Origin of the sequence: Bradyrhizobium sp. 63_E2_N1_3 (genome assembly GCF_052076005.1) — a bacterium.
Classification (GTDB): Bacteria; Pseudomonadota; Alphaproteobacteria; order Rhizobiales; family Xanthobacteraceae; genus Bradyrhizobium; species Bradyrhizobium barranii.
This window is the reverse complement of sequence record NZ_CP197235.1, coordinates 8,268,080-8,283,522: the sequence shown is the minus strand read 5'-3', so window position 1 is coordinate 8,283,522 and position 15,443 is coordinate 8,268,080. Positions and strand designations below refer to the sequence as shown.

General features: G+C 66.0%; 17 protein-coding genes. 11 read left to right on the top strand and 6 right to left on the bottom strand.

Features of this window, described 5'->3' with window-relative positions; translation table 11 throughout:
- Positions 1-18 precede the first annotated feature (18 nt).
- Entirely contained in the window at positions 19-900 is an 882-nt protein-coding gene (locus AB7531_RS39365) for a 3-hydroxybutyryl-CoA dehydrogenase (protein WP_063985792.1), read from the top strand.
- 237 nt (positions 901-1,137) lie between these two features.
- Positions 1,138-1,332, top strand: coding sequence for a hypothetical protein (locus AB7531_RS39360; RefSeq protein ID WP_015688853.1), 195 nt, complete (start codon positions 1,138-1,140; stop codon positions 1,330-1,332).
- Positions 1,333-1,342: 10 nt separating this feature from the next.
- Here AB7531_RS39360 and tlpA read toward each other — a convergent pair whose 3' ends face one another.
- Positions 1,343-2,008 carry a thiol:disulfide interchange protein TlpA gene (gene tlpA, locus AB7531_RS39355; RefSeq protein WP_063985791.1) on the bottom strand — a complete coding sequence of 222 codons (666 nt, stop codon included), beginning with the start codon at positions 2,006-2,008 and terminating at the stop codon, positions 1,343-1,345.
- 109 nt (positions 2,009-2,117) lie between these two features.
- Between tlpA and argH the strand changes: the two genes are divergently transcribed.
- The 3 genes from argH to lysA all read left to right on the top strand — a co-directional run bounded on the left by argH (position 2,118) and on the right by lysA (position 5,191).
- The gene (gene argH, locus AB7531_RS39350) at positions 2,118-3,515 is read left to right on the top strand and encodes an argininosuccinate lyase (RefSeq protein WP_063985790.1); all 1,398 of its coding nucleotides are present in this window, start codon (positions 2,118-2,120) and stop codon (positions 3,513-3,515) included.
- A 93-nt stretch (positions 3,516-3,608) separates the two neighbouring features.
- The gene (lptM, locus tag AB7531_RS39345) at positions 3,609-3,902 is read left to right on the top strand and encodes an LPS translocon maturation chaperone LptM (protein WP_063985789.1); all 294 of its coding nucleotides are present in this window, start codon (positions 3,609-3,611) and stop codon (positions 3,900-3,902) included.
- Between the two features lie 23 nt (positions 3,903-3,925).
- Positions 3,926-5,191 (top strand): diaminopimelate decarboxylase, encoded by a 1,266-nt coding sequence (gene lysA / locus AB7531_RS39340; protein WP_063985788.1) that lies wholly within the window; start codon positions 3,926-3,928, stop codon positions 5,189-5,191.
- A gap of 207 nt (positions 5,192-5,398) precedes the next feature.
- On the opposite strand, the gene AB7531_RS39335 is transcribed toward lysA, so the two are convergent.
- Together AB7531_RS39335 and AB7531_RS39330 are read right to left on the bottom strand one after the other, a co-directional pair.
- Positions 5,399-6,307, bottom strand: coding sequence for an NAD(P)-dependent oxidoreductase (locus tag AB7531_RS39335; RefSeq protein WP_063985787.1), 909 nt, complete (start codon positions 6,305-6,307; stop codon positions 5,399-5,401).
- Between the two features lie 60 nt (positions 6,308-6,367).
- A complete protein-coding gene (locus AB7531_RS39330; protein ID WP_063985786.1) occupies positions 6,368-6,751 on the bottom strand; it encodes a carboxymuconolactone decarboxylase family protein in 384 nt (127 codons plus the stop codon).
- A 176-nt stretch (positions 6,752-6,927) separates the two neighbouring features.
- On the opposite strand from AB7531_RS39330, the gene AB7531_RS39325 reads away from it, so the two are divergent.
- Positions 6,928-9,045 (top strand): TIGR02302 family protein, encoded by a 2,118-nt coding sequence (locus AB7531_RS39325; RefSeq protein ID WP_063985785.1) that lies wholly within the window; start codon positions 6,928-6,930, stop codon positions 9,043-9,045.
- A gap of 3 nt (positions 9,046-9,048) precedes the next feature.
- Positions 9,049-9,954 (top strand): DUF4175 family protein, encoded by a 906-nt coding sequence (locus AB7531_RS39320; protein WP_063985784.1) that lies wholly within the window; start codon positions 9,049-9,051, stop codon positions 9,952-9,954.
- Positions 9,955-10,089: 135 nt separating this feature from the next.
- Here the strand turns inward: AB7531_RS39320 and AB7531_RS39315 are convergent, their stop codons facing one another.
- Entirely contained in the window at positions 10,090-10,464 is a 375-nt protein-coding gene (locus AB7531_RS39315; RefSeq protein ID WP_028147294.1) for a response regulator, read from the bottom strand.
- A gap of 47 nt (positions 10,465-10,511) precedes the next feature.
- Positions 10,512-11,390, bottom strand: coding sequence for an MJ0042-type zinc finger domain-containing protein (locus AB7531_RS39310; RefSeq protein WP_231143665.1), 879 nt, complete (start codon positions 11,388-11,390; stop codon positions 10,512-10,514).
- A 181-nt stretch (positions 11,391-11,571) separates the two neighbouring features.
- Here AB7531_RS39310 and ftsE point away from each other — a divergent pair, with 181 nt between their 5' ends.
- The 4 genes from ftsE (at position 11,572) to AB7531_RS39290 (ending at position 14,754) form a co-directional block, all read left to right on the top strand.
- Entirely contained in the window at positions 11,572-12,231 is a 660-nt protein-coding gene (gene ftsE / locus AB7531_RS39305) for a cell division ATP-binding protein FtsE (RefSeq protein WP_014491659.1), read from the top strand.
- The gene (locus AB7531_RS39300; RefSeq protein WP_441280262.1) at positions 12,224-13,192 is read left to right on the top strand and encodes a cell division protein FtsX; all 969 of its coding nucleotides are present in this window, start codon (positions 12,224-12,226) and stop codon (positions 13,190-13,192) included. Before ftsE ends, AB7531_RS39300 begins: the two co-directional genes overlap by 8 nt.
- A gap of 72 nt (positions 13,193-13,264) precedes the next feature.
- Positions 13,265-13,969 carry a YdcF family protein gene (locus AB7531_RS39295; RefSeq protein ID WP_063985781.1) on the top strand — a complete coding sequence of 235 codons (705 nt, stop codon included), beginning with the start codon at positions 13,265-13,267 and terminating at the stop codon, positions 13,967-13,969.
- An 11-nt stretch (positions 13,970-13,980) separates the two neighbouring features.
- Positions 13,981-14,754, top strand: a complete 774-nt coding sequence (locus AB7531_RS39290) for a lysophospholipid acyltransferase family protein (RefSeq protein WP_063985780.1) — start codon at positions 13,981-13,983, stop codon at positions 14,752-14,754.
- On the opposite strand, the gene AB7531_RS39285 is transcribed toward AB7531_RS39290, so the two are convergent.
- Complete coding sequence (locus AB7531_RS39285; protein WP_063985779.1) at positions 14,751-15,362, bottom strand: gamma-glutamylcyclotransferase; 612 nt, start codon at positions 15,360-15,362, stop codon at positions 14,751-14,753. The two genes, AB7531_RS39290 and AB7531_RS39285, sit on opposite strands and share 4 nt — an antisense overlap.
- Between the last annotated feature and the right edge of the window lie 81 nt (positions 15,363-15,443).

Sequence of the window (15,443 nt, the reverse complement as noted above, 5' to 3'; positions counted from 1 at the left end):
GTTCCGGTGGATGACATTATGGCGGCAGTGATCAAGAAGGTCGGCGTGATCGGCGCGGGTCAGATGGGCAATGGCATCGCGCATGTCGCGGCGCTGGCCGGTTTCGACGTGGTGCTCAACGACGTCTCGGCCGACCGGCTCAAGTCGGGCATGGCCACCATCAATGGCAATCTGGCGCGCCAGGTCTCCAAGAAGGCCGTCAGCGAGGACGACAAGACCAAGGCGATGGCGCGCATCAAGCTCGCCGAGAAGCTCGACGACCTCGCCGATTGCGACCTCGTGATCGAGACCGCGGTCGAGAAGGAAGAGGTCAAGCGCAAGATCTTCCACGAGCTCTGCGCGGTGCTGAAGCCGGAGGCGATCGTCGCCTCCGATACCTCCTCGATCTCGATCACGCGGCTAGCCGCCGCCACCGACCGGCCCGAGCGCTTCATCGGCATTCACTTCATGAATCCGGTACCGCTGATGGAGCTGGTCGAGCTGATCCGCGGCATCGCCACCGACGACCAGACCTTCGAGGCGTCCAAGGAATTCGTCTCCAAGCTCGGCAAGCAGGTCGCGGTCTCCGAGGATTTCCCGGCCTTCATCGTCAATCGTATCCTGCTGCCGATGATCAACGAGGCGATCTACACGCTGTATGAAGGCGTCGGCAATGTCGAGGCCATCGACGCGGCGATGAAGCTTGGCGCGCATCATCCGATGGGCCCGCTCGAGCTCGCCGATTTCATCGGCCTCGATACCTGCCTGTCGATCATGCAGGTGCTGCACGAGGGCCTCGCCGACTCCAAATATCGCCCGTGCCCGCTGCTGGTGAAATACGTCGAGGCCGGCTGGCTCGGCCGCAAGACCCAGCGTGGCTTCTACGACTACCGGGGCGCCAAGCCGGTTCCGACGCGCTGATCCAATTTCCGGTGCCGTAGGGTGGGCAAAGGCGCAAGGCGCCGTGCCCACCATCTCTCCAATGATGCGGTGGAAATTGGTGGGCACGCTTCCGCCTTCGCTCTTCGAGCTACGGCGGACAAGCCGCTTTGCCCACCCTACGGCGCTATCGCCCTCCGGCCGTGCATCCGCACCGTGACAATTCATGTCGCATTAACCCATCGCCCCTAGGCTGCGCCCGGTAAGAGGGTTTGCGTAATGGACATGATGGCGATGGTCAGCACCATGCTGGCCGCTCAGCAAGGCGCGCTACAGTCGAATATCTCGGCGACGCTGATGAAGCAGAACGCGGATATGGAGAAATCCACCGTCCTGACGCTGCTCGGCGCCGGTCAGCCTTCGCTCGCCAATGTCGGCGCCGGCGTCGGCGGCAACCTAAACGTCACGGCTTAGTACACACCGCCTAGAGCGACGCGGCGGCCTTGCCCGTCGCAGCCCGGATCAGCTTGAGCGCGTCCTCGCTCGCCCATTCCGCCGGCCCCGCGATCGTCGCGATCTCGCAGCCCTGTGGGTCGACCAGCACCGAGGTCGGCATGCCCAGGGCCCGGCCTATGGCTTTAAGGTCCTGGAAAACCTTGGCTTTCTGATCGCTAAAATAGCCGAGCCGGGTCAGGTTGGCCTCTTTCAGGAACGTCTTGGGCTTCTCGGCGTCGCGGGTGTCGATGTTGATCGCCACCACCTCGAAATTCGGGCCCGAAAGCTTGCCCTGGAGCTCGTCCAGCGCCGGCATTTCCTTGCGGCAGGGCACGCACCAGGTGGCCCAGAGGTTGACCAGCAGCGTCTTGCCGCGGAAATCGGACAGCTTCTTCGGCTTGCCGTCAGCGTCCTCGAAGACCAGGTCGGGCAGTTTTAGCGGCGCGCTCGCCACGGTCAGGGCGGCCAGTTCGCCATGGGCGAGGGGAGCGATTTTTTGCGCCGTTGCCACCGCGGCCCGGCAGGCCGGATCGCCTGAGGGCGCCCGGTTCAGGCCCAGCCCGTACAGCGCGGCGAAGCCGGCCAGCCCCCCGATCGCCACAGTGGCGATGACGAGGGGGATCCGGCGCGTGGCGGAGGGCGTCTTGTCGAGCATATCGTTTGTCATCCGGTCGCAGATATGGCTATCAGGGGCCTCTTAATACGGCTGGCTCCGGCCAGCAAACGTGCGGCAGCAGCGGCAAGCAAGGCGTGAGCAGGGGATCATGAGCAACAAGATGTGGGGCGGCCGGTTCTCGGAGCGCCCCGATGAGATCATGGAAGAGATCAACGTCTCCATCGACGTCGATCGTCACCTCTTTGCCCAGGACATTGCCGCATCCAAGGCGCACGCCGCGATGCTTGCCGCGCAGGGCATCATCACGGGCTCTGATGCGAAAAATATCGGCAAGGGTCTAGACACGATTTTGTCAGAGATCGGCAAGGGCGGCTTCACATTCAAGCGTGCCCTCGAAGATATCCATATGAACGTCGAGAGCCGCCTGTCCGAGCTGATCGGCCCCGCCGCCGGCCGGCTGCACACCGCGCGCTCGCGCAACGACCAGGTTGCGACCGATTTCCGTCTCTATGTCCGCGACGTTCTCGACGAGACCGATGCGGCGCTCGCCGCGTTCCAGGCCGCGCTCGTCAATCGCGCGCTCGAACATGCCGCGACTGTGATGCCCGGCTTCACGCATCTGCAGACCGCGCAGCCCGTGACCTTCGGCCATCATCTGCTCGCCTATGTCGAGATGGCGGCGCGTGACCGCGGCCGTTTCCAGGACGCCCGCAAGCGGCTCAATGAATCGCCGCTCGGCGCCGCCGCGCTCGCCGGCACCTCGTTCCCGATCGACCGCCACGCCACCGCGAAAGCGCTCGGTTTCGACCGCCCGATGGCGAACTCGCTCGATGCGGTCTCCGATCGCGACTTCGTGCTGGAGACGCTGTCGGCGGCCTCGATCTGCGCCGTGCACATGTCGCGCTTTGCCGAGGAGATCGTGATCTGGACCTCGCCGCTGGTCGGTCTCATCCGCCTCAGCGACAAGTTCACCACGGGATCCTCGATCATGCCGCAGAAGCGCAATCCGGATGCCGCCGAGCTCGTGCGCGCCAAGACCGGCCGCGTCATCGGCGCGCTCAACGGCCTCCTGATCGTGATGAAGGGCCTGCCGCTCGCCTATCAAAAGGATATGCAGGAGGACAAGCAGGGCGCGATGGAGGGCTTTGCCGCCCTGTCGCTCGCGATCCGCGCCATGACCGGCATGGTCCGCGATCTCATGCCCGACGAAGCGAAGATGAAGGCGGCGGCGGGCGAGGGCTATGCCACCGCGACCGACCTTGCCGACTGGCTGGTGCGGACGCTGAAGATGCCATTCCGCGACGCCCACCACGTCACCGGCCGTATCGTGGCGAAAGCCGCCGAGGGCGGGGTGGCGCTGCACGAGCTGCCGCTGAAGGAGATGCAGGCGATCGAGCCCAAGATTACCAAGGACGTGCTCGGCGTGCTCTCGGTCGAATCGTCGGTGAAGAGCCGGACCAGCTTCGGCGGCACCGCGCCGAAGAACGTGGCGTCGCAGGCCAAGGCCTGGGCGAAGCGGCTGGAAAAAGAGCGAAAATTGGGCTGAGGGCAAAATTTCGCTTATGTTTCATGGTCATCCGGCTCTCGCCAGAGCGTGCCAATCTCTGTATGGTGCGGCCCGCGTAGTGGGGATTTCGTCGTGACGTCAAAGTTTCGCCCGGCCGGCTCGGGGTGGGCCATCATTGTCTTGAGCCTGACGGCGCTCGCGCTTGCCGGCTGCGGCCGCAAGGGCCCGCTGGATCTGCCGCCGACCGCCTCCAGTGCATCCACGGCCAATGTCGCAGCTCCAACCGACACCGAGACGGAAGCCCAGAGGACGCCGAGCGTGTTCAATCCCGGGTACGGTGCGGACGCGGCGCCTGCCGCCGCCAAGGGCAAGAAGAAATCGTTTATCCTCGACCCGCTCCTGGACGAACCTCCCGGCAAAAAATGAGCCGGGATAGCTGAGCTGACGCCATGAACCATTTCGACTATCGCAACGGCGTGCTGCACGCCGAGGCCGTGAACCTGTCCGAGCTGGCCGCAACCGTCGGTACGCCGTTCTATTGCTATTCGACCGCGACGCTCGAGCGGCACTACCGCGTCTTCGCCGACGCCTTCGCCGGCGAGAAGGTGCTGGTCTGCTACGCCATGAAGGCGAATTCCAACCAGTCGGTGCTGCGCACGCTAGCCAAGCTCGGGGCCGGCGCCGACGTCGTCTCCGGCGGCGAATTGAAGCGTGCGCTGGCCGCCGGCATTCCCGCCAGCAAGATCCTGTTCTCCGGCGTCGGCAAGACCGAAACCGAATTACGTGCCGCGCTGGCCGCCGACATCCTCTGCCTCAACGTCGAATCCGAGCCCGAGCTCGAGCTGTTGTCGCGGCTTGCGACCGAGATGGGCAAGACCGCGCGCATCTCCGTGCGCGTCAATCCGGACGTCGATGCTGGCACGCACGCCAAGATCTCGACCGGCAAGTCCGAGAACAAGTTCGGCATTCCGATCGCCTATGCCCGCGAGGTCTATGCGCGCGCCGCAAAGCTGCCGGGTATCCAGGTCACCGGCACCGACGTGCATATCGGCAGCCAGATCACCGATCTCTCCAAGATGGAGACTGCGTTCCGCATCCTCTCCGAATTCGTGCAGACGCTGCGCAGCGACGGTCACAACATCAGCCACGTCGATTTCGGCGGCGGCCTCGGCATTCCCTATTACATGGACCGCGAGGCGCCGCCGGCGCCCGACGCCTATGCCGCCATGGTCAAGCGCGTCAGCCACAATCTCGGCTGCACGCTGATGTTCGAGCCGGGCCGCATGATCGTCGGCAATGCCGGCATCCTGGTCGCCAGGGTGATCTACGTGAAGCACGGCGACGGCAAGAATTTCGTCATCATCGACGCCGCCATGAACGATTTGATCCGCCCGACGCTGTACGAGGCGCATCACGACATTCTGCCGGTGACGCAGCCGGCCGCGGGCGCCGCCACGATCATGGCCGACGTCGTCGGCCCGGTCTGCGAGACCGGCGACTATCTCGCACTGGATCGCACGCTGCCGACGCCGAAGCCTGGCGATCTCATCGCCATCATGACCGCGGGCGCCTATGGCGCGGTGCAGGCCGGCACCTACAACACGCGGCCGCTGGTTCCGGAAGTGCTGGTAAAGGGCGATCAATACGCCGTCGTGCGCCCGCGCATCGAGGTCGAGCAGCTGATCGCGATGGACACGCCGGCGCCGTGGCTGTGAGGGATTGAGGGGCGGTAAGGCCGCGCCTCATCCTCGCTGTCGTCCCCGCCTAGTGCGCAATTGCGCACGAGGGGCGGGGACCCATAACCACAAGAAGTGGTTGTTTGGCTGAGCTGTAACTCCGAGTCCCCGTAACCACATCCGCCTGTGGTTATGGGTCCCGGGCTCGCGCCTCGCACGCCCCGGGACGACGAGCGTGCGGGGCGGCTACTTCCCCGCCAATCCACCCTTCGTTCCGCCGACCACAACTCCCGCCTTCTTTTCGATCGGCTTGATCGCCGCGGTGAAGTCGGACTCGGCGCCTTCCGCGCTGATCACGGTCTCCCATAGCCGTCCGACCGCGTCGGCGACCTCCATCGACAGGCCGAGCTGCTTCATCTCCTCCAGCGCCAGCCGCACGTCCTTCACCATCAGCCCCGTGGCGAAGCCGAAGTCGAACGTCCGCGGCAGCACCGAGCGCGGAAACTTGTCGCGGCTCGCGGTGTTCATGCCGGAGCCGGCATTGATGACGTCGATCATCACCGCGGGATCGAGCCCCGCCTTGACGCCCATCACCACCGCTTCCGAGGTCGCCACGATCGCGGTCGCCGACAGGAAATTGTTGGCGAGCTTCATGGTCTGCGCCGCGCCCGGCTTCTCGCCGATGAAGAACACTTTTCCGATCACGTCGAGCGCGGGCTTGAGCAGCTCGAACTCGGCTTTGGGCCCTGAGACCATCACCGCCAGGGTGCCCTTCTCGGCGCCGCCGACGCCGCCGGAGACGGGGCAGTCGATCTGCACGATGTCGCGTTTTGCCAGCAGGCCGTGGATCTTCGCCGCCATCGTCGAGCCGACGGTGGAGAGATCGATGAAGCGCTTGGCGCGGCTCCCTTCGATCACGCCGTTCGCACCCGTCGCGACCTCGAGCGACGCCTGCAGCGAGGGCAGGCTCGCCATGACCGTCTCGACCTGATCGGCGACGTCCTTCGGCGAGGTTGCAGCGGTGGCGCCGCGCGCCACGAGCTTGTCGACGGCCTCCTTGCGGGTGTCGAACACGACGAGCTTGTGCCCGGCCTCGATCAGCCGCCGCGCCATCGGGAGACCCATGTTTCCGAGGCCGATGAATCCGATGTGCATGGTGTTTCCTTCTTTCTTCTTCGTTGTTCGTTGGATGTGAGGCGGCGAACAGAGGCGGCCTCACGCCTTGCCGTCGATCTCCGCGAACACCTCGCGCGCGATGCGAAAGCTGTCGACTGCGGCCGGCATGCCGCCATAGATCGCGACCAGCATCAGGATCTCGCGGATCTCGTCGCGGGAGACGCCATTGGTCAGCGCGCCCTTCAGATGCGCGCGAAACTCGTGCTGGCGGTTGAGGATCGCGATCATGGCGATGTTGAGCATGCTGCGGGTCTTGCGCGGCAGTTCCTCGCGGCCCCACACGGTGCCCCAGCAATATTCGTTGAGCATCTCCTGGAACGGACGGTTGAAATCGTCGACGTTCTTCAGGGCATTGTTGACATAGGCCTCGCCCAGCACCGCTTTGCGGACTTCCAGGCCCTTGTCGTGCATCTTCTTGTCCATGGCGTTCCCTCTATTTCCTTGCGTTTTCCTCGGAATGGCGCGTGGAAATTACGGTGTTGCGCCCGGCCAGTCACGTCCTCGTGTTATGCGGGAAAAGGGGTCTCTCCCGTACCGGAACGGATGCCTCAGTGCTGCCGTTGTGATACGCTTCTCTACCGGGCAACCTGGAGAATTGATTGAACGGCGTCACCCCCGACCCGTCAGACCCGATCCGCGATGGCGACGCTCTGTCGCGGCTGAAGCTGGCGCAGGCCCTCGATCGGGCCATTTATGCCATCGCGTGGGAACGTGCCTGGCCACATCTGGCGCGGGTGCTGACTGTCGTCGGCCTGTTCCTGGTGGTGTCGTGGGCCGGCCTCTGGCTGGTGCTGCCGTCCGTCGTCCGTGCCATCGGTCTCGTGGCTTTTGCCGGCATCGCAATCGCCGCTCTGGTCCCCCTGATTCGTTTCCGCTGGCCGGGCCGCGACGAGGCTCTGAGCCGGCTCGACCGTGGCTCCGGTATCCGTCACCGCCCGGCGACGACGCTGACGGACACGCTGAGCTCGAAAGACCCGGTCGCGCTGGCGTTGTGGCAGGCGCAGCGCGAGCGCACGCTGGCTTCGCTCAAGCGCATCCGTGCCGGCTTGCCACATCCGCGCCTCGCCCTGCACGATCCCTGGGCGCTGCGCGCGCTGGTCATGGTGATGCTGGTCGCGACCTTCTTCGCCGCCGGCGACGAGCGCGCGATGCGGTTAGGTGCCGCGTTCGACTGGAACGGCGTGCTGGCGCCGACCAACGTCCGCGTCGATGCCTGGATCACGCCGCCGCTCTACACCGGCAAGCCGCCGGTCATCCTGTCGGCCGCCAACAAGGAGGCCGCGGCGCTGCCTGCCAGCGGCCCGCTCGCAGTTCCGGCCGGCTCGACCCTGATCGTGCGCTCCTCCGGCAGCAGCCTCGATGTCGTCATCTCCGGTGGCCTCAAGGAGGTCGCGCCCACCGAGGCCGCGCCGAAGGGCACCAACGAGAAGCATTTTACCATCACCGGCGACGGCACCGCGCATGTCCGCGCGCCCTCCGGCCAGCCGCAATGGGCGTTCGCGGCGACGCCCGACCGCCCGCCGACGATCGCGCTCGCCAAGGATCCCGAGCGTCAGGCCTACGGCGCGTTGCAGCTCTCCTACAAGATCGAGGACGATTACGGCGTCACGGGCGCCGCCGCGCAATTCGTTCCGCGCGCAACCGAAGACAAGGACGGAACCAAGGACGCGGACGGCAAGGCCGCGCGGCCGCTGTTCCAGCCGCCGCAATTCGCGCTGACCCTGCCCAATGCGCGGACCCGCAACGGCGTCGGCCAGACGGTGAAGGACCTCAGCGAGGATCCCTATTCCGGCGCGGACGTGACGCTGACGCTCACTGCCAAGGACGAGGCCGGCAACGAGGCGAAGAGCGAGCCCTTCAACATGCGCTTGCCGGGCCGGCTGTTCACCAAGCCGCTCGCCCGCGCGCTGATCGAGCAGCGCCGCATCCTCGCGCTCGACGCCAACAAGAATTCCGACGTCTACGCCGCGCTCGATGCGCTGATGATCGCGCCCGAGATGTTCACGCCGGAAGCCGGGCAGTATCTCGGCCTGCATAGCGTCGCACGCCAGCTCGAGGCGGCGCGCACCGACGATTCCCTGCGTGAGGTCGTGGCGAGCCTGTGGGCGCTTGCGGTGACGATCGAGGACGGCAACATCAGCGACGTCGCCAAGGCGTTGCGCGCGGCGCAGGACGCGCTCAAGCAGGCGCTTCAGCGCGGCGCCAGCGACGAAGAGCTCAAGAAGCTCATGGACAATCTGCGGACCGCGCTGGACAATTATATGCGCCAGTACGCGCAGCAGATGCGCAGCAATCCGCTGGCGCGGCCGGCCATCGGCCTCGACGACCAGATGAAGCGCATCGAGCGGCTGATCCAGCGCGGCAACCGCGAAGCGGCGGCGCGCGAGCTGGACCGCCTGGCCCGCGCGCTGGAAAATCCTCCGGGGCCGCCCAGCGCCGAGCAAAAAGAGATGGACGAGATTGCGCGCGAGCTGAACGATCTGCTCCGGGAGCAGAACGCGCTTCGCGACGAAACCGACCGGCAGAGCAAGGACTCCAAACGCGGCCAACGCACCAAGCCTCTGCCGCCCAAGGTCGCGGAGATCCTGCGTAAATCGAGAGAGCTGCGGCAGAAGACGCGCGGCGCGACCAGCGATCAGCTGGAGGACCTGGCAAGGCAGCAGGATGCCTTGCGCGAAGAGCTCAGGACCTGGCGTGAATCCCAGGGAGCGAGATAGCTCATGAAACACACCTCAATCTGGCAGAACGGCAAGGTCACGCGCGGAAGGCTCGCCACGGCTTGTCTCGTGCTTATGCTGTCCTGTTCCACGGCTTCGATTGGTCTCGCCCAGTCGTCGCGCGCCGACCAAAAGAGTCTGGATGCACTGCTCGACAGCGCCGAGCGGTCGATGAAGCAATCCGCCGACAACCTGAAGGACAAGAACTCGGACGAGAGCATTGGCCAGCAGTCCCGGGCGATCCGGGACATGGAGAAATATCTCTATCCCGATCCGAACGATCCCTCGGCGTCGCGCGAAGGGTCGCAGGATACGCAGGGCCGGCAGGAGCAATTGAAGAAGCGGCTGGAGGCCCTCAAGAAGAAACTCGCCGAGATGGGCTTGCAGCAGGATGGCCAGAAGGGCCAGCGCGGGCAGAAGCAGCCGGGGCAGCAGGGCCAACAAGGTCAGCAGGGCCAAGGTCAGGGTCAGGACGGCGACCAGGATGGCGATGACGGCTTCGACGCCGCCGAGAACGCCATGGGAGACGCCGGCAATCAGATCGGCGAGGGCGATGCCGACGGTGCGACGACATCGCAGGGCAAGGCCATCGACGCCCTGCGCAAGGGCATGCAGGATCTCGCCGACGCGCTCGGCGGGCAGCAGAACGGCGAAGGCCAGGATCCGGGCGACGGTGACGGCCCCGGTCAGGCTGTCGGCCGCCAGCAGAGCGGCGGCGAACGGACCGACCCGCTGGGCCGGCCGCTGCGCGGCAAGGAATACAGCGACGACTACACGGTCAAGATTCCCGGCGAGATCGATGCCCAGCGCGCGCGCCGCATCCTCGAAGAGCTCCGCCGCCGCCTGAGCGATCCCGCGCGTCCGCAGATCGAGCTCGATTACCTCGAGCGTCTGCTGAAGGATTTTTGACGTCACACTCGGTGTCATCGCCCGCGCAGGCGGGCGATCCAGTATTCCAGAGACGGTTGTGATTGAACCGAGAGGCCGCGGCGTACTGGGTGCCCCGGTCAAGGCCGGGGCCTGACAGCGGAATACGCCGCGCCCCTACGCTTTCTTCGCTGCCAGCGCGTCCGCGACCGCCGTACGGATGTCGGCCACCGAGAACGGCTTGGTCACGACGTCATGCACCAGCGCATTCAAATTCGAGGCGCGCTCGCGCTGGTCGGCAAAGCCGGTCATCAGCAAAATGGTCAGGTCGGGGAAATCGCGCGCGGCGGAGAGCGCCAGCGCGATGCCGTCCATCACCGGCATCTGGATGTCGGTGAGCAGGAGATCGAACGCGCCGTTCTCGCGGGTCAGGATTTCCAGCGCCTCGGCGCCGTCCTGTGCAGTGACGGTCTCGTGGCCGTCCATGGCGATGGCGCGCGCCACCAATTGGCGCATCGAGTCCTCGTCGTCGGCGATCAGGATTTTCGGCATGAGACCAACCTTGAGACCAGCCTCCCGTGCGGGATATGCAAAATCGATTATACGCTGCCGCCGGCAATGTCGCGCCGGTTGAAGAAGCGGACGTCGATATTGCGGCCCTCCGGCGGCGGCGAGGCCAGGCGCGAGCGGAAGAAGGCGCGCTCACCCGGCTGCAGCACGGTCTGCTCCAGCACGGTGTTCCAGGCGTAGATTTCCGCTCCCTGCGCGTCGCGCACCGCAAAGCGCAGCCGCGGGATATCGAGCGGCTTCTTGCTTTGACCGACGATCACGCCCTCGATCACCAGCACCTGCTTACCGTCCACGGTCTCGCTGGAGAGCTTGACGTCCTTGAACGCCAGCCCGCGCAAATTAACTTCGAGTCCGACCATCTTGTAGAACGCCGCCGTCTGCGGCAGCAGCCGGACCATGTCGCCGCGCCAGATGACCAGCGCCAGCACCAGCGCGCCCATGGCGGCGCAGGCGGTCGGCAGACCGAAATGGGATTTTCGCGGAGCCTCGGTGGGGGCCTGGCGCCTCACCCGCGCCCCGCGGCGGCTGAACAGGCTGCGGAACCAAGACTGGTGCTGCGCGCCGACGACGTCATCCTCGGCGGCACGGGCCGCCGCTGACCATTCGTCCTCGGTCGCCTGGGCGTCCTCGGCCGGCCAGTCGCTGGCGATCGAGGGGCTGTCGACGACAGGCGTGTCAGCGGCGCCGACGTCCCTGGCGTAGGAGTTCCACTGCTCGGCGAGGTCGGACTGGTCGTCGGCCTGGCTGGCGGCCGCCATGGCCGGGACGGACGCCTCCTCGATGGCATCCTCGGCATAGGCGACCCAGGTCTCCTTGCAGCGGGAGCAGCGGACCGTTCGTCCGTTCGCCCCCAGGCTCGCGGGCTTGATGGCGTAGGATGTCGTACAATGGGGGCAGACGATATGCATGGACACGAGCCTTGATGCACGGACTGGTCTTGACGATGCTTCGGTCGCGGAGAACCGGGCATCCCAGATGCTACAGAGCGACCGTTAACGAACCGGAAACCATAACGGTCGCAAAACCCGTTGATCGCGTGTGGCGGAGCGCAGCAGCGCGGCCCGCGCCCCCTCTCGAACGGAGCTGAGCTTGGTTCGGTTCGAAAATGTCGGATTGCGTTACGGACTGGGGCCGGAGATTCTGCGCGACCTCAGTTTCGAGATTCCGGCGCATTCCTTCCAGTTTCTCACCGGCCCGTCCGGCGCCGGCAAGACCTCGCTGCTGCGTCTGTTGTTCCTGTCGCACCGGCCGACGCGCGGCCTCGTCAACCTGTTCGGCCACGACATCTCGCAGCTCGGCAAGGACGAGATCGCGGATCTGCGCAAGCGCATCGGCATCGTGCTCCAGGACTTCCGCCTGCTCGACCACATGACGACCTATGAGAACGTCGCCTTGCCATTCCGCGTCATGGGCCGCAGCGAGTCGAGCTATCGCAAGGAGGTGATCGACCTGTTGCGCTGGGTCGGCCTTGGTGACCGCATGGACGCGCTGCCGCCGATCCTGTCCGGCGGCGAGAAGCAGCGCGCGGCGATCGCGCGCGCCGTGATCTCGCGGCCGCAGCTCCTGCTCGCCGACGAGCCGACCGGCAGCGTCGATCCGACGCTTGGCCGCCGGCTGCTGCGGCTGTTCATCGAGCTCAACAAATCGGGCACCGCCGTCATCATCGCCACCCACGACATCGGCCTGATGGACCAGTACGAGGCGCGACGCTTCGTGCTGCACCAGGGGCGGCTGCACGTCTATGAGTAGGCCCGACGACCGCGGCGTGCTGGTAGATCTCGGACCGGAGCGTCCGCAGCTTCCGCCCAAGGCGCGCAACATGTCGCCGATCGTGCCGCGCGCCTCGATCCACGGCCGCGCGCTGGTTGCTGTCGTCGCCATCATGACCTTCCTCGCCTCGATGACCACGGGCACGGTGCTGCTCGTCAGTGCCTCCGCCGCGGAATGGCAGTCGGACGTTGCAAGCGAAATCACCATCCAGGTCCGCCCGCAGACCGGCCGCGATCTCGATCGCGACACCGCGGCAGTGACAGAGGCCATCCGCGCGCAGGCCGGCATCATCGAGGTCAAGCCGTTCACCAAGGACGAGAGCGGCAAGCTGCTCGAGCCCTGGCTCGGCACCGGCCTGTCGATGGATGATTTGCCGGTGCCGCGCATGATCATCGCGCGCGTGCAGCCCGGCACGCCGCTCGATCTCGGCGCCTTGCGCGCGCGCGTGACCCAGGCCGCACCAAGCGCCAGCGTCGACGATCACCGCGCCTGGATCGAGCGGATGCGCTCGATGACCAACGCCACCGTCCTCGCCGGCATCGGCATCCTCGCCCTCGTCATCATCGCGACCATCATCTCGGTCTCGTTCGCGACCCGCGGCGCCATGGCGGCGAACCAACCGATCGTCGAGGTCCTGCATTTCGTCGGTGCCGGCGACCGGTACATCGCCAACCGCTTTCTGCGTCACTTCCTCAGGCTGGGCCTGGAGGGCGGCGTGATCGGCGGCGGCGCCGCCATGCTGGTGTTCGGCTTCTCCGAGTCGATCGCCGGCTGGTTTTCCGGGACCCCCGTCGGCGACCAGTTCGCAGCCCTGCTCGGCACCTTCTCGCTGCGGCCGTCGGGCTACATCGTGCTCGCCGTGCAGGCGGTGCTGATCGGCGCCATCACCGCGGTTGCCTCGCGCCAGACGCTGTTCGCGACGCTGAATGATGTCGATTGAGCCCGATAAACCGGACTCCACTTCGCCTCAAAACGTCCTAAAATCATCCGGGGAAGGGATCACCGACATCATATGACCTCGCCGACCGACGATCGATCGCCGAAATTGCCGCGCGGCTGGCTGCGCGCGGCATTGGTATCGACGATCGCGTTCGTCTTCGTCGGCGCGGCGGCGGGCTTCATCGCCTTCCTGGCGCAATTGCGCGGCGCTGAGATCGCGCCGGACCGCAAGGCGGACGGCATCGTGGTCCTGACCGGCGGCTCCTCGCGGGTGTCGGATGCGATGGAGCTCCTGGCGGCCGGCTACGGCAAGCGGCTCCTGATCTCTGGCGTGCACCCGACCTCGACGGCGAGCGACATCTCCCGGACGCTGCCGGAGAACCAGTCCTTCATGCATTGCTGTGTCGATCTCGACCGCACCGCGGTCTCGACCCGCGGCAACGCGGCGGAAGCGCGGCGCTGGGCCGAGGGGCGCGGCTTCAGATCGCTGATCGTCGTCACCTCGAACTATCACATGCCGCGCGCGCTGGTGGAGTTCTCGCATGCGATGCCGGAAACCACACTGATCCCGTTCGCAGTGGTCGGCGAAAAATGGCGTGAGGAGCCGTGGTGGACCTCGGCCTCCACCTTGCGGCTGCTCCTGTCCGAATACGTCAAATACATCGCCGCCGAGCTGAGGGTGCGGCTGGAGGATTTCGGGATTGACCTTTCGCCCGAGATGTCGGAGCAGCCTGCTGGCGTGGCGCCGAAGCGGCCCGCCACGGCACAGGCCAATTGATCGGACCATCGATGTTTTTGATTTTCCTGCGCTCGCTCCTCTTCAACGTGCTGTTCTATGCTGTGCTCGTATGCCTCGCGATCGTGGCGCTGCCGACCTTCGCATTGCCGCCGCGCGCCATGCTGACGGTCGCGCAATGGTGGGCGAAGGCGACGCTGTTCCTGATGCGCGTGATCTGCAACATCAAGGTCGAATTCCGCGGGCAGGAGAAGATCCCGGCAGGGCCGCTGGTGATCGCGGCGAAGCATCAGTCGTTCTGGGAGACCTTCGTGCTGCCGGGCTTCTTCAACCGTCCGATCTTCATTCTCAAGCGTCAGCTCATGCAGATCCCGGTGTTCGGCCAGTTCCTGGTCAAGACCGGAATGATCGCGATCGACCGCAAGGCCGGCGTGAAGGCGCTGCTGGACATGACGCGGCGGGCGCGCGACGCGGTGCGCGCAGGCGGGCAGCTCGTGATCTTTCCGGAAGGCACACGCCGGGCGCCCGGCGCCGCGCCCGATTACAAGACCGGCTTTGCGCAGATCTATTCGTCCTGCGGCGTGCGGTGCCTGCCGATCGCGCTCAATTCCGGCCTGTTCTGGCCGCGCCGCACCTTCATGCGCTATCCCGGCACGCTGGTGGTCGAGTTCCTCGATCCGCTGCCATCAGGCCTGCCGAAAGACGAGTTTCTCTCGCGCGTGCAAACCGCCATCGAAGACGCGACCGCTCGCCTCGTCGAAGCGGGCCGGAAAGAGCAGGAGCAGTTGATCGGCTCGTCGCCGAGCTACGCTCCGTCGCAGAGCTAGCGGTTCTCTCGATCTTCGGCGGGAGCCGGCGCGTGCAGGGAATGCGCATCACCATGCAGCATGGTCGCGAGCTTATGCAATTGCGTGTCGCGAAAACCTTCGGCCTCGATCGCCTTCACCGTTGCCGTCACGTAGTCGCGGTTGGCGCCGGACTGGCCATGGCCCTGGACGACATGGCGATGCTGGTCGGCGAACGAGAGTCGGCCGGCATATTGGACGTGGCCGCGGTCGACGACATAGGCGAGCGCGGAGACGCGCTGTCGCGCATCGTTCTCAAGCCACACCGAGCGCATCACCTCGCGATAGACGGACGTGACCTGCTCGCGCGCCCGCAGATAGGCGACGACGTCGGCGCGGTCCTTCTCGGCGACGCGAAAAGCAATGCCGCGGCAGGCGCCGCCGCGGTCGAGCCCGAGCACCAGGCCCGGCTGCTCCGGCGTGCCGCGATGCACGAAGGAGTAGACGCAGAGCGCGCGGTGCTCGCCGACCAGCCGCGCCGGGACGCGTTCCCTGAATTCGAAGCCCGGCCGCCACATCAGCGAGCCATAGCCGAACACCCAGAGGTCGCCCTTGGCTGTGGTGACGGAGGGGAGGGTGATTTCCGACATTTCGGGCACGGCTACCAGAACGACGCCCCCAAGCGAAGTGAATTCTCGGCCTTTCGGCGCGGCCGAACCCCGCTTACATTT